This is a genomic window from Larsenimonas rhizosphaerae, assembly GCF_026240105.1.
GTDB classification, from domain to species: Bacteria; Pseudomonadota; Gammaproteobacteria; order Pseudomonadales; family Halomonadaceae; genus Larsenimonas; species Larsenimonas rhizosphaerae.
This window is the reverse complement of sequence record NZ_JAPIVE010000004.1, coordinates 366457-380883: the sequence shown is the minus strand read 5'-3', so window position 1 is coordinate 380883 and position 14427 is coordinate 366457. Positions and strand designations below refer to the sequence as shown.

General features: G+C 58.5%; 12 protein-coding genes. 5 read left to right on the top strand and 7 right to left on the bottom strand.

What is annotated here, in order from left to right:
- The first annotated feature begins 114 nt into the window (after positions 1-114).
- The 3 genes from cysZ (at position 115) to OQ287_RS14425 (ending at position 3032) form a co-directional block, all read left to right on the top strand.
- Positions 115-840, top strand: coding sequence for a sulfate transporter CysZ (gene cysZ / locus OQ287_RS14435; protein ID WP_250938119.1), 726 nt, complete (start codon positions 115-117; stop codon positions 838-840).
- Positions 841-1035: 195 nt separating this feature from the next.
- A complete protein-coding gene (locus tag OQ287_RS14430) occupies positions 1036-1365 on the top strand; it encodes a DUF485 domain-containing protein (protein ID WP_265896894.1) in 330 nt (109 codons plus the stop codon).
- Positions 1362-3032 (top strand): cation acetate symporter, encoded by a 1671-nt coding sequence (locus OQ287_RS14425; protein ID WP_265896893.1) that lies wholly within the window; start codon positions 1362-1364, stop codon positions 3030-3032. The genes OQ287_RS14430 and OQ287_RS14425 overlap by 4 nt, the downstream gene beginning before the upstream one ends.
- Before the next feature lie 86 nt (positions 3033-3118).
- Here the strand turns inward: OQ287_RS14425 and OQ287_RS14420 are convergent, their stop codons facing one another.
- Entirely contained in the window at positions 3119-3889 is a 771-nt protein-coding gene (locus OQ287_RS14420; RefSeq protein WP_250938125.1) for a trimeric intracellular cation channel family protein, read from the bottom strand.
- A gap of 95 nt (positions 3890-3984) precedes the next feature.
- Between OQ287_RS14420 and OQ287_RS14415 the strand changes: the two genes are divergently transcribed.
- Together OQ287_RS14415 and argE are read left to right on the top strand one after the other, a co-directional pair.
- Positions 3985-5391 (top strand): YfcC family protein, encoded by a 1407-nt coding sequence (locus OQ287_RS14415; RefSeq protein WP_250938127.1) that lies wholly within the window; start codon positions 3985-3987, stop codon positions 5389-5391.
- Positions 5392-5422: 31 nt separating this feature from the next.
- Entirely contained in the window at positions 5423-6571 is a 1149-nt protein-coding gene (argE, locus tag OQ287_RS14410; RefSeq protein ID WP_265896892.1) for an acetylornithine deacetylase, read from the top strand.
- Positions 6572-6667: 96 nt separating this feature from the next.
- Here the strand turns inward: argE and OQ287_RS14405 are convergent, their stop codons facing one another.
- From OQ287_RS14405 to OQ287_RS14380, 6 genes are all read right to left on the bottom strand, one after another.
- Positions 6668-8050, bottom strand: coding sequence for an L-serine ammonia-lyase (locus OQ287_RS14405; RefSeq protein ID WP_250938131.1), 1383 nt, complete (start codon positions 8048-8050; stop codon positions 6668-6670).
- Between the two features lie 101 nt (positions 8051-8151).
- Positions 8152-9021 carry a formyltetrahydrofolate deformylase gene (gene purU / locus OQ287_RS14400; protein ID WP_265896891.1) on the bottom strand — a complete coding sequence of 290 codons (870 nt, stop codon included), beginning with the start codon at positions 9019-9021 and terminating at the stop codon, positions 8152-8154.
- Positions 9022-9085: 64 nt separating this feature from the next.
- On the bottom strand, positions 9086-9718 hold the full coding sequence (locus OQ287_RS14395) for a sarcosine oxidase subunit gamma (protein ID WP_265896890.1): 633 nt from the start codon (positions 9716-9718) through the stop codon (positions 9086-9088).
- Positions 9711-12758, bottom strand: a complete 3048-nt coding sequence (locus OQ287_RS14390; protein WP_250938137.1) for a sarcosine oxidase subunit alpha — start codon at positions 12756-12758, stop codon at positions 9711-9713. Before OQ287_RS14390 ends, OQ287_RS14395 begins: the two co-directional genes overlap by 8 nt.
- Positions 12755-13147, bottom strand: a complete 393-nt coding sequence (locus OQ287_RS14385) for a sarcosine oxidase subunit delta (RefSeq protein ID WP_250938138.1) — start codon at positions 13145-13147, stop codon at positions 12755-12757. The genes OQ287_RS14390 and OQ287_RS14385 overlap by 4 nt, the downstream gene beginning before the upstream one ends.
- Positions 13148-13159: 12 nt before the next feature.
- Positions 13160-14410: a sarcosine oxidase subunit beta family protein gene (locus OQ287_RS14380; RefSeq protein WP_250938139.1), complete on the bottom strand. Its 1251-nt coding sequence runs from the start codon at positions 14408-14410 to the stop codon at positions 13160-13162.
- Positions 14411-14427 lie beyond the last annotated feature (17 nt).

The window sequence follows — 14427 nt, the reverse complement described above, 5'->3', positions numbered from 1 at the left end:
AAGGCTTTTGCAACTAATGGCTAATACGATGCGTACCTGAGCACAGCGAGCCGGGCAGTTGCATCGAAATGTGGTAGCGTCCGACTTATTTCACCGTATATGGAGACGTGTCTCATGGTCAGTGCTATCGCCTCTCTGGAGCGAGGGCTCCGAATGGTCTTTCAGCCGGGGTGTCGTCGGTATGTGTTCGCACCGCTGGTCATTAATCTGCTGATTTACGTGCTGGCCATCTGGTGGATGGTAGGTCGGTTCGAGGGCTGGATTGCCTACTGGATGATGCAGGTTCCCTCCTGGCTCAGCTGGCTGGAGTGGCTGATCTGGCCACTGGTCGTCCTCTCTCTGCTGGTCATTGCCTTCTTTTCGTTCACGCTGGTCGCGACATTGATTGCCTCGCCCTTTTACGGATTTCTGGCGGAAAAGCTGGATGCTCAGGTCAGCGGCGTACCCGTCGAGGACGATCGCAGCCTGGCGAAGCAGGCTCTGGATAGTCTCGGGCGGGAATGTCGAAAGCTTGGCTACTTTCTTCCCCGCATGCTGATACTGGTCATCATCGGCTTCATTCCAGGAGTCAACATACTGAGTCCATTGTTGTGGGCCTTGTTCAGTGCCTGGAGCATGGCAATCCAGTATCTGGATTACCCGATGGACCTGCACCGAGTGAGCTTTAACGACATGAAGGCGCGGCTGCGCAAAAAGTGGTGGCAGTCCCTTACCTTTGGGGGGGTGGTAGCACTTGGCATGCTGATTCCATTGCTGAACCTGTTGATCATGCCGGCTGCCGTGGCGGCTTCGGTCACGTTCTGGCACGGGCACTATCGTCGCCTTGGCGTGACGAAATGATTACTGATTGAGGCACCCCCGGGGCTCGACCACGAAAGGGGACTTGAGGCTGCGCGAGAGCAGTGGGCCCGGGGCCCGATAGCCTGCGCCTTTGGTCTATACGCGACCAAAGTGTGCTGCGCTTTCAGGGCATTATCTACTATCGCTTAAGGAGCAGAATATTAATAACAATGAACCCGATGCGGGAGCTGTCTTATGGCGAAACTGGATGACCGGGATGTACAACGATGGCAGAACATTGAACAAAACCCTCGTTTCAAGGAGCTGGTAGCCAAGCGAGGTCGGTTCGCCATGATGCTGTCACTGATCATGATGGGACTTTATTTCTCTTTCATTCTTCTGATTGCCTTTGCGCCCCAGGTATTGGGTACACCACTCGCTCCCGGCATGACCACTACCTGGGGCATCCCTATCGGGCTTGGATTGATTGCTTCGGCCATTGTGCTGACAGGCATATACGTTCGACGAGCCAACGGTGAATTTGACCGGCTTACCGCCCAGGTGCTCAAGGAGGTGCAGTCATGATGTTCGGGCGCTCCTCTCGTTCCCTGACGGGCCTGGCACTGCTGGCCCTTTCCTTCCCGGTGCTCGCTGCCGATGCCATTACCGGTGAGGTCAGCAAGCGGGACATCAACATTCCCGCCATCATCATGTTCCTTTTCTTTGTCGCCGCTACCCTCTACATCACCTGGTGGGCCTCGAAGAAAAACCAGACGGCGGCAGACTACTATGCAGCTGGCGGCAAGATTACCGGCTTTCAGAACGGTCTGGCCATTTCGGGTGACTTCATGTCGGCGGCATCCTTTCTGGGGATCTCGGCGCTGGTATTCACGTCGGGCTATGATGGCCTGATCTATTCGATGGGCTTTCTGGTCGGCTGGCCGATCATCATGTTCCTGATCGCCGAGCGGCTGCGAAATCTGGGCCGGTATACCTTTGCCGATGTCGCCTCATTTCGGCTTGGCAAGCGTCCGGTGCGTACCCTTTCGGCCTTTGGCTCACTGGCGGTAGTGGCGCTTTATCTGATTGCTCAGGTGGTGGGTGCCGGCAAACTGATTCAGTTGTTGTTCGGCCTGAATTACGAAATTGCAGTAGTCGCGGTAGGCGTACTGATGGTCTGCTATGTGCTGTTTGGCGGCATGCTGGCGACGACCTGGGTACAGATGATCAAGGCGGCCCTATTGTTGTTCGGTGCGACCTTCATGGCCGTCATGGTACTGATGCACGTGGACTTCAGTGCCGAGGCCCTGTTCTCCGAGGCGGTCGCGGTCCACGACAACGGCGCGTCGATCATGAGCCCGGGTGGGCTGGTGAAGGACCCCATTTCAGCCATTTCGCTGGGGCTGGCCCTGATGTTCGGGACCGCGGGTCTGCCACATATCCTGATGCGTTTCTTTACCGTGGGTGATGCCCGTGAGGCGCGTAAAAGCGTTTTCGTCGCGACCGGCTTTATTGGTTATTTCTATATTCTGACCTTCATCATCGGTTTCGGCGCAATCATTCTGGTCAGCACCAACCCTGAGTTCATGAATGTGGATGGCTCGATCATCGGTGGCACCAACATGGTGGCGGTGCATCTGGCGGACGCGGTCGGCGGCAGTGTTTTTCTGGGCTTCATCTCTGCCGTGGCGTTTGCCACCATTCTGGCTGTTGTAGCGGGGCTGGCACTGGCCGGAGCATCGGCCATTTCGCATGATCTGTATGCCGGGGTCATCATGAAGGACAATGCCGATGAAGCGAAGGAAGTAAGGATTTCCAAGATCACGGTACTGATTCTGGGCATCGTGGCCATTGTGCTGGGCATTGCCTTCGAGCAGCAGAATGTGGCCTTTATGGTCGGCTTGGCCTTCTCCATTGCGGCCAGCTGTAATTTTCCGGTACTTCTGTTGTCGATGTACTGGAAGCGGCTGACCACGCGCGGTGCAGTGCTGGGTGGCGGGCTGGGGCTATTGACCGCCATCACGCTGATGGTGCTTGGGCCTACCGTATGGGTAAAGGTACTGGGTCATGCCGAGCCCGTGTATCCCTACGATTATCCCGCCCTGTTTTCGATGGCTGTAGCCTTTATCGGTATCTGGCTGTTTTCGGTGACAGACCACTCCCGGCAAGCGAAGGATGAAGCGCTTCTGTTTGATGCCCAGTTCGTTCGGTCTCAAACGGGTCTGGGGGCGCATGGCGCGGTAGATCACTGATGCGAGTGCATCTGATCCGGGGGCGGCCGTATGGCCGCCCTTTTTATGTCTGGTATCTGGCCAGGCGCGTCCGGGCAGCCGCCGTGTCATCCCTCGAATTTCGAGGTGATTGACGGCAGGTGAATATGGTATCTAAGTGACAGCACGCGAATCAGGGTGCAGGTGAAAATGGCCAGCCAGATACTCCAGCGGCTGTCGATGACTCCCGTGACGCCCAGCAGTTCGATACCGGCCCCGATCAGCGCCGCGCTGGCGTATATATCCCTGGTCAATACCAGCGGTGGCCGATGGGCCAGTATGTCGCGAATGACACCGCCCCCCACGGCACTGACACAGCCCAGAATCAACGACAACAATATCTCGCCGGTGTATTCATAGGTTTTATGGGCACCGAATGCCGAGAAGAACCCGAGCCCCAGGGCGTCGAGCCACAGGGTCGGCTTTTCCATGCGAATGATCAGTCGTTGAAAGAAAACGCCGACAAAGACGGCCACGATGACCGTGATCAGATAGACCGGATGAACCAGGCCGGACGGTGGTGTGGCGTTGATGCACAGGTCTCGCACGATACCGCCACCCACTGCAGTCGACATCGCCAGTACCAGAATGCCGAAGATATCGAACCCGCGTCGAATCCCCGCACTGGTACCACTGAGGGCAAAGGCAAACGTGCCTATGATATCGATGTACTGAAGCAGCATGTCGGCATGTCTCGAAATCAGGCAGGCGTTGAAAGGCGGGCGTGAGCTTACCGTGTGGCGAAGGCTGATACCACTGTCGTAGGTTCGGGCCATGCCTCGTACCGGCCCGGCCGTGCCCATGGCGTGTTCGCGGCCGTTGCATTGACAGTGCGCCACGGCCTTTCCATGCTGAAGGACGACTCGTGTTGAAGCAGGCCGCATCGCTGTGACCGAGCACTACTGGCGACCAGAACAATAACAAGGGAGACGTCATGACAAAGGCAACCGTGCCCTGGTATCAACGCGTGCCTCATCCGGCCATTCTGATCCTTGGTCTGCTGGTGGTGGTCTGGGGGCTGACCTGGGTTATACCGGCAGGCAGCTTCGACTATCACCAGGTGAACGGTCGGCAGGCCGTAATACCGGGCACCTTTCACCTGATTGAACAGCCACCACCCTCCTTTCTGGCAATATTTCAGTCCATACCTCTGGGTATGGTGGAGTCGGCCAGCATCATTGTGGCCGTGTTTGTTGGTGGCGGCCTGTTTCGTGTGCTGGAAGCGACCGGCGCGCTGGAAAACATGGTCGGCACGCTGGTGCGTCGTGTCGGGCGCACGCATCCGACGCTTCTGATCTGGGTGATGACCCTTGTATTTGGTGCGCTGGGCGTGGCGGTCGGATATGAGAACAATATCGCCCTGGTGCCTATCGCAATACTGCTGGGGCTGGCTCTGGGTGGGGATCGCATGGTGGGCGCGGGTATTGCCATCGGTGGGGTAGGCATCGGGTTTGCGACCTCGCCCATCAATGTATACACCGTGGGTGTGTCGGATCAGCTGGCCCAGCTTCCCATGTTCTCCGGTGCCGGGCTTCGCAGCGTGCTGTGTATTGGCACACTGATGCTGATGGCACATCATACCAGTCGTTACATGCGCCGAATTACCCGAAATACCGAGGCTTCCCTGTTGGCCGATGTCCCGGTGGATGAAGGCAGCGATGCTCTGGACAGGCCGCTGGCGGACTACCATCTGAGTGGGCGGGATCTCCGCGTACTGGGCAGCTTTATCGTGGGAATGGCTGTCATGCTGTACGGGGTGTTTGTCTATGGCTGGTACATCAATGAAATTGCCGGAGCCTTCATCGCCATGGCCATTGCGGCTGGAATAATGGCCCGGATGCCGGCCGAACAGATCAATCGGCATTTTTTCGAGGGCGCAGCCTCGGTCACTACCGGTGCCCTGCTGGTGGGCCTGGCGCGCGCCCTTCAGGTACTGCTGGAAAAGGGGCATATCGGTGATACCCTCGTCCATGCGCTGTCGGAGCCGCTGGCCTCGCTACCGGTACTGGTTTCAACACTGGCGATGACGCTGGTTCATGGCCTGATCAATTTCTTCATTCCTTCCGGCAGCGGGCAGGCCATGGCTACCATGCCGATCATGATCCCCCTGTCGGACCTGATCGGCATGACGCGTCAGACGGCTATTCTGGCATTCCAGCTTGGCGACGGATTGACCAATATGGTGGTGCCGACCTCGGGCGGCACACTGGCCATGCTGGCCATTGCCCGCGTGCCCTATGACCGTTGGGTGCGTTTTTTCTTCCCCATGCTGATCAAGGCTTTTCTGCTGGGCTGGGTGATGTTGACCATCGCCGTGCTGACTGGCTGGGGGCCTGCATGAAATCCTGTTTCTTTTCTCCTGAGGACGTGTCATGACTGCTGTGGAGCTGCTGACCCACCTGGTGGGGTTTAATACCGTCACGCGTGAATCCAATCTCGAACTGATCGCATTCGTGGAACGGTATCTGGCCGGGTATGGCATAGAGAGCCGCCGGATCGAGAGCGATGATGGCCGCAAGGCCAATCTGCTGGCCCGCATCGGGCCGAATGTTGAAGGCGGTGTGGTGTTGTCTGGTCATACGGATGTGGTGCCGGTCGATGGTCAGCCCTGGACAACGGATCCGTTTACCCTGACCGAGCGAGACGGCCTGCTGTACGGGCGAGGCAGCTGCGACATGAAAGGGTTTATCGCCTGTACGCTGGCCGAGGTTCCCCGGTGGGTCGAAATGCCTCTGACGCGGCCGATCTGGCTGGCCTTTTCCTATGATGAAGAGATCGGCTGTCAGGGCGCGCCACGCATGATCGAGCGGCTGGTGGCTGACTGCCCACGTCCTGCTGCCGTGATTGTGGGTGAACCCACGCTGATGCAACCGGTGACGCAGCAAAAGGGCATTACTACGCTCAGCACGACAGTGACCGGCGTGGAGGCACATTCAAGCCAGGTGTATCAGGGAATCTCGGCAATCCATGTGGCAGCGAGACTGGTGGCGAAAATCGAGGACATCATGGGGGAGCTGAAGGACGAGGGCTGCTGCAATCAGGCCTTCAATGTCGAGCACTCAAGCCTGCATGTCGGGAAGATCCAGGGGGGGACAGCGGTCAACATCATGGCACGGGAATGTACCTTCGAGTGGGAGATTCGTCATCTGCCCGAGGATGGGTTTGAAGCCGTCCATGCCCGCTTTGTCGCCTTCAGTGATCAGCTTGAGCGTGAAATGAGCTACCGCGATACGCGTGTGGCCATCACGACTACGCCCATAACTGCCACGGTGCCGGCATTGGCAGATCGTGATAACAGGGCCGCGCTCGGGATATGTCAGGCATTGATGGGTGAGCAGGTCCCGGAGGCAGTAGCTTACGCTACCGAAGCCGGACAGTTTCAGGAAGCCGGACTCGAAGCGATTATCTGTGGTCCCGGCAGCATTGGGCAGGCTCATCAGCCGGACGAGTTTATTTCCGTGGAACAGCTCGACCTGGGCGCTGCCTTCATGCAGCGTCTAGGCGATTATCTGGCGGAGTGATAGCGGAAGCTGCCCGGCGAAGGCCGGCGCAGCAGATGATGGCATCAGAGGGTGGGCAGTGGATGCCCACCGGAGGCTTGTCCTGACGTCAGATCATCAACACTCGATGGTATTGACGGCCAGCCCTCCCTTGGAGGTTTCCTTGTACTTGTCCTGCATGTCGCGGCCGGTATCGCGCATGGTACGAATGACCTTGTCCAGCGAGATGAAGTGCTGGCCGTCACCACGCAGGCCCAGCTGGGCGGCATTGATGGCCTTGACGGTGGCAATGGCGTTGCGTTCGATGCAGGGCACCTGTACGAGCCCGCCGACCGGGTCGCAGGTCAGCCCCAGGTTATGCTCAAGGCCGATTTCCGCAGCGTTCTCGACCTGTTCAGGCGTGCCGCCCATGACTTCAGCCAGACCGGCTGCTGCCATGGCGCAGGCCGAACCGACTTCGCCCTGACAGCCGACTTCGGCGCCTGAAATCGAGGCGTTTTTCTTGCACAGGATCCCGATGGCGCCAGCCGTCAGCAGGAAATCGACCGCATCGCGCTCGCAGGCGCCGGGCTGGAACTTCATGTAGTAATGCAGTACCGCCGGTATAATGCCGGCCGCGCCATTGGTCGGTGCTGTCACCATGCGCCCGCCCGCGGCATTTTCCTCATTCACGGCCAGGGCAAAGATATTGACCCATTCCATCGCCGAGAAGGTCGAGGCAATCAGGCAGGGGTCCTGTTCCACCTGTTGAAGACGTTGATGCAGCTTGCGTGCACGTCGTTTTACGTTCAGGCCGCCCGGCAGGATGCCCTCATTGGTAAGCCCCTGATCGATGCAGTCACACATGGCCTTCCAGATATTCCACAGCCTGTCCCGCACATCCTGCTCACTGCGCCAGACCAGTTCGTTGGCCATCATCAGCTCGCTGATGCGCATGTTGTGCTGCTTGCACAGGCTCAGCAGTTCCACGGCTGTATCGAAGTTGTAGGGCAGCGCGACATCATCGACGGGCGGTAGCCCCGAGGTGGCCTGAACATGGTCCACTACAAAGCCGCCACCGATCGAGTAATAGGTGTTTTCGTACAGCATCTCGCCGTTCTGGGAAAAGGCGTGAATCGACATGGCATTGGGATGATATTCCAGCCGCTCGTCGTGGAACTGCATATCCTCGTCCCAGATGTATCTGACGGGCTGTTCACGCCCCAGCAGCAGCTGGCGGGTTTCCAGCAGGGTATCGATATCTCCGGCGATGACCTCCGGGTTGATCGAGTCAGGGCGCTCACCCATCAGCCCCATGATCACGGCCCGGTCGGTGCCGTGTCCGATGCCGGTGGAGGACAGTGAACCAAACAGCTTGACGGTGATTCGGGCAACGTCTCCGACAAGATGCCTGTCCCTCAGCTCCTGCAGATAGTCATGGGCGGCCTGCATCGGCCCAACGGTATGAGAGCTGGATGGCCCGACACCGATCTTGAATAGCTCAAACACGCTTATAGGCATTGTAAGCGGCTCCTTTATTGTTATGACCCGCTACAGTGCTCGCAGAAGGAGTAGCAGGCTGAATATGAGAGGGTTCAGGAGGGCGCGGTGTTGTCCCGGTGCTAGTGTTTGAGAATCACCGTTCGGCCTGAATGCATGAAGACGCGACGCTCTATATGTAACTGGATGGCGCGTGCCAGCGTCAGGCACTCGATATCCCGACCCTTGATGACGAGGTCTTCCGGATAGTGGGCATGATCAACTGGCTCGATGCCCTGGGCGATAATGGGGCCTTCATCAAGGTCGTCATTGATGTAATGAGCGGTAGCGCCGACCATCTTGACGCCTTTTTCGTACGCCTGATGATAGGGTCTTGCTCCCCTGAAGCCAGGCAGCAGGGAGTGGTGAATATTGATGGCCCGGCCGGTCAGAAGGTTGCACATTGCCGGTGAAAGCACCTGCATGTAGCGGGCCAGCACGACCAGTTCAGCCTCGGTCTCCTCGATCACCTGTCGTATCTTCGCTTCCTGACTCGACTTGGTTCCGGCTGTGACCGGGAAGTGGTAATACGGTAGCCCATGCCATTGCGCCAGCGGCTCAAGGTCCGGGTGATTGGAAACGATCGCCTGGATATCCAGAGGAAGCTGTCCGGTCCTGTGGCGATACAGCAGGTCGTTCAGGCAGTGATCGGCCTTGGATACCATGATGATGGTCTTGACGCGCTTGCTGGCAGGCGTCAGTTCAAATGTCATGTTGAACGCCGAGGCCCGCTCCTGAAAATCAGCCTCGAAGGCACTTGGATCAAAGTCGCCGGTGGCTTCAGGGCGAAAGGCGGCGCGAATGAAAAACTGGCCTGCTCGGTAATCATCGAACGAACTGACTTCCGTGATATAGCAGTGCTGCTCCTTTAAAAAGCGCGTCAGCACATCCACAGAACCCAGACGACTTTCGCACTGGGCAGACAATATCCAGGTAGTGGCCATCGTAGTCATGACGTGTCCATGTTCGTGGGAAATCGAGAGGAAAGGTCGGCCCGTTCAGGCCGACCTCGGCCGGTCAGGAGGTGGTGACGCCATATTCCGCCGATGCATCAAGCAGCCAGCGATAGATGTAGTCTGCAAAGCTGCGACGTATAACCAGCTCCCAGTGATCTTCCGCCGGGCGGCGGATAATGGCGGTTGCCTTGCCGAAGGTGGTGGTAACGCCCTTGCCCACCGGGAAGGCGAGGGGGTGAACATCGTAGGATGTTGATTTCATCAGCACCTCAAGCGCCTTCTCGCCGGACAGGGTCAGAACGGTCTGCCCGCCGCTGACATTGACGATACTGAAGTGGGCATCGCCCAGCGCCTTGCGAAGTCGAGCCTCGATAGAAAATTCCTCTCCACCGGGCACGATCACCAGCCACTCATCGGGAGAGATCCACTGGATCGAGTGGGTCCCCGCATCGTTCTGGTTGATGGCGTGAGGGCGTGAGGGCAGGGTAGTGCCAAGCACATCACGTACCGCTTCATCCAGAACAATGGCGCCGCCGCGCAGGGTCAGGTGACCCAGCAGGGCATGTTCACTGATCTGCACGCCGGGGTTTTGCCCCGGCGAACGTGGCTTCTGGTTCTGATAGCTCCAGTGGAGTGAGGATTCGGCACCCTGCTGACTGTCCGGACGGCAATCGAATTCCTGAATATTAGACATTTTGACGCTCCCACTTGGGATCAAGAAATACCGGGCTGACGATTTCTGCTTCATGCACCTTGCCATCTGCCATCGGCAGATAGACGGTTTCGCCCATGCGCTCATGACCACCCTTCACCACGGCCAGTGCAATACCACGCTTCAAATGGGCGCTGTAGTAGCTTGACGTAACGTGACCGACCATGGCCATCGGAATGGACTGGTTGGGATCCAGTACGATCTGAGCCCCTTCTTCAAGCACGACATTGGCATCCTTCGGCTTCAGGCCCACAAACTGCTTGCGGTCCTTGCGTGAGGTGTCGGGGCGCGTCAGGGCGCGTTTGCCGATCCACTCGAAGGGCTTGTCGTAGCCGACGGCCCACTGAAGCCCGAGGTCTTCCGGAGTTACCGAGCCGTCGGTGTCCTGACCGGCAATGATCAGGCCCTTCTCGGCACGCAGTACGTGCATGGTTTCAGTGCCGTACGGGGTCAGGCCGTATTTCTCGCCCTTGTCGAACAGCTCGAGCCAGACCTTCATGGCGTAGTTAGCCTGTATATTGATCTCGTAGGCCAGCTCACCGGTGAAGGAAATACGGAAGATGCGCGCCGGAACGCCGGCGACGGTGCCTTCCTTCCAGTCCATGAACTTGAACGATTCACGGTCAAGATCCACGTCGGTGGTTACTTCTTCCATCAGCTTCCGAGCATCCGGACCGGTTACGGTCATGGTGGCCCAGTGATCGGTCACGGAGGTGAAGTAGACGTCGAGTTCCGGCCATTCGGTCTGGTGCCATACTTCCAGCCATTCCAGAACGCCTGCAGCACCGCCCGTGGTGGTGGTCATCAGGAAGTGGTTTTCGGCCAGGCAGCTGGTCGTACCATCATCCATCAGCATGCCGTCGTCCTTGCACATCAGGCCGTAACGAACGCGACCCGGTGCCAGCTTGGCCCACTTGTTGGTGTAAACGCGGTTGAGGAATTCACGTGCATCCGGGCCCTGGATGTCGATCTTGCCAAGCGTCGAGGCATCGAGAATGCCGATCTTCTCACGAACGGCCAGGCACTCACGTGCTACAGCTTCGTCCAGTGTTTCCTTCTTGCCGTTGACGGTTTTCGGGAAGTACCACGGACGCTTCCACTGGCCGACGTCCTCGAACTCCGCGCCGTGCTCGACATGCCACTGATGCAGGGCGGTATAACGCTCGGGGTCGAACAGGTCACGGCAATGACGACCGGCGATGGCACCAAAGGTCACCGGTGTGTAGTTGGGGCGGAATACGGTCGTCCCGACTTCGGGAATGCTGCGATTGAGGATGCGCGCGGCAATCGCCATACCGTTGATGTTACCCAGCTTGCCTTGGTCGGTACCGAAGCCCAGTGCGGTATACCGCTTGACGTGCTCGATGGATTCGAAGCCCTCGCGTGTCGCGATTTCGATGGCTGAAGCCGTCACGTCATTCTGGAAGTCAACGAACTGTTTCGGGGCCCGCAGAGTGGTTTTGGTATGCGGTACCTGATAGAGCGCGCAGCAGGGGCCTTCCTGAATGGCATCAACCTGCGGTGCCTCGGTGACCTTGCTGCTGCTCGTATCGCCGGCTTCTTCAAGCGCATGATCGATCGCGGACAGAGCGGTATCGAACGCGGTTTTCAGATCAAACACGCCCGTGACACTGCCAACCGGCGTCATGCCCTTGACTTCACCCGGTACAAAGGCGGGTATTTCACTATTCCACTGCGGACGCGTACCGGTATGTGACGACAGGTGCACGACCGGGCTGTAGCCGCCGGAACTCGCGATCGTGTCGCACTCCAGCTCTTCGACCTTTCCTGTGACCTTGAAGGCAGCCGGATCAATGGCGGCAACACATGCTCCGGAAACTCGGTTGGTGCCCTTGCCCTCAATAACGGCGCTGCCGGAGATGATGCGAATATCGAGCGCACGTGCCTGGTCGACCAGGGTTCCTTTCGGCGACGGTCTGGCATCCACGATGGCGACCACCTTGCGGCCGGCTTCATGCCAGTTCAAGGCCGTACGATAGGCATGGTCATTGTTGGTGGACAGCACCAGGCTATTGCCCGGAACAACGCCATAGCGACGGATGTAGCTTGAAATCGCACCGGCAATCATGTTGCCTGGAACATCGTTATTGGCATAGACCAGCGGACGTTCGTGCGTTCCGGTGGCCAGAATAACGCGCTTGGCACGTACGCGGTGAAGCCGTGAACGTACCTGAGGGCGACCGTTGGCCGGGGTGGCGCGGTCCCAGATATGCTCGGTGCGACGCTCATGCAGGGTGACGAAGTTATGGTCGTGATAGCCGTGGGCTGTCGTGCGGGACAGTACGGTCACGTTATCAAGCTGGTTGAGCTCATCCAGGGTATCGCTGACCCAGCGCGTGGCAGGCTGGCTGTTGATGAGTTCACGGCTGTCGAGCAGTGAGCCACCCATTTCTTCCTGCTCATCACACAGAATGACACGAACACCACGACGGCCGGCGCTCAGGGCTGCCATCAGGCCGGATGGCCCGGCACCGATAACCAGCACATCACAATGCTGGTGCAGATGATCGTAGGTATCCGGATCGTTTTCGGTGGGGCTGCGACCCAGTCCCGCGCCCTTGCGGATGTATTTTTCATACGTCATCCACATGGAGGCCGGGGCCATGAAGGTCTTGTAGTAAAAGCCCGGGGGCATGAAGCTGCCGCCCATCTTGCCGACCATGCCCATCAGGTCGCGCTGAACGTTGGGCCAGCCGTTGGTGCTTTTGGCGACCAGACCTTCGTAAAGTGCCTGCTGCGTCGCACGCACGTTGGGAACCTGAGTGGATTCGGTTGCGCCGAGCTGTACCAGTGCATTGGGCTCTTCGGCACCAGCGGCCACCACCCCGCGCGGACGCGAGTACTTGAAGCTGCGGTTGACGATATCAACGCCATTGGCGAGCAGCGCAGAAGCAAGGGTATCCCCTTCGTAACCGGTATAACGCTTGCCGTTGTAGGTAAACGTCAACTGCCGCTTGCGATCGATAAGGCCGCCATTGGCAAGACGATTTTGCTGTGTCATACCTGTTCCTCCTGATTCAGGGACGCGCTCTCGGGGCGTGCGCCAACGGTTTGCCAGCCGCTGGTCGCTGCCTGAACACCGGACTGGTGTTGGGAATCAGGCAGGTTCTCGGCCGTTACGGACGGTCGTTCACCCATCTTGTAGGTTTCATGAATTTCGTAGGTGGCCGTGTTGCGAGTAATGTTGAAAAACTTGCGGCACCCCACCGAGTGCACCCACAGTTCGTGGTGGATGCCGCGCTCGTTGTCACGGAAGAACAGGTAACCGCCCCATTCGTCATCAGTGGTGGTGTCCGGCGTTGCCGGACGCGCCAGGTGTGCCTGACCACGGGGATGAAACTCTTCTTCTTCGCGGTATTCGTCACAGTACGGGCAGTGAATATGGAACATGCTGCAATCTCCTCAGTGAGCTACGCCTGCGGCACCGTGTTCATCGACCAGCGCGCCTGAATTAAAGCGATCAATCGAAAACGGCGCGGCGATGGGGTGGGCTTCGTTTTTGGCAAGCGTGGCGGCAAAGACATGCCCGGAACCCGGGATGGCCTTGAATCCGCCGGTGCCCCAGCCACAGTTGAAGAACATGCCCTTGACCGGGGTTGCCGAGATGATCGGGCTGGCGTCCGGGCACGTATCCACAATGCCGCCCCACTGGCGGTTCATGCGGACACGGGAGAAGATCGGGAACATTTCCACGATGGCCTGCAGGGTGTGCTCGATGGTGGTATAGCTGCCGCGCTGACCGTAGCCGACGTAGCCGTCGATGCCGGCACCGATGACCAGGTCACCCTTGTCGGACTGGCTGACGTAGCCATGAACGTGGTTGGACATGACCACGGTATCCAGGATCGGCTTCAGCGGTTCGGATACCAGTGCCTGCAGCGGGTGTGATTCAAGCGGTAGCTTGAAGCCGGCCATCTTGGCCAGAACGCCCGAGTTCCCTGCCGCGACACAGCCAACGGTTTTGGCTTCGATGTCACCGCGATTGGTGTGCACGCCATGGACGCGACCATCACGAATCTTGAAGCCGGTCACTTCGGTATTCTGAAGCAGATCGACGCCCATCGAGTCGGCAGCACGCGCATAGCCCCAGGCAACGGCATCGTGACGTGCCACACCGGCGCGTGGCTGCCAGGAGGCACCCATGACCGGATAGCGGGCATTCTTCGAGCAGTCCAGAATCGGAACGATGTCCTGAACACCCTTGGCATCAAGCACTTCACCATCAATGCCGTTCAGACGGTTGGCGTTGACGCGACGCTGGATATCACGCATGTCCTGCAGGGTGTGCCCGAGGTTGAGCACACCGCGCTGGGAAAACATGACGTTATAGTTCAGGTCCTGTGAGAGGCCTTCCCACAGCTTCATCGAGTGCTCAAACAGGGCTGCAGCTTCGTCCCACAGGTAATTCGAGCGCACGATGGTGGTATTACGTGCGGTGTTACCGCCGCCCAGCCAGCCCTTCTCGATCACGGCCACGTTGGTGATGCCGTGTACCTTGGCCAGATAATAGGCAGTGGCAAGACCGTGACCACCCCCGCCAACGATGATGACATCGTACTGTTTCTTGGGGGTGGGGTTGCGCCATTGGCGCTCCCAGTTTTCATGGTGGCTCATCGCGTGTTTGACGAGCCCGAATCCAGAATAACGTTTCATGTTTTTCTCCGGAAGAT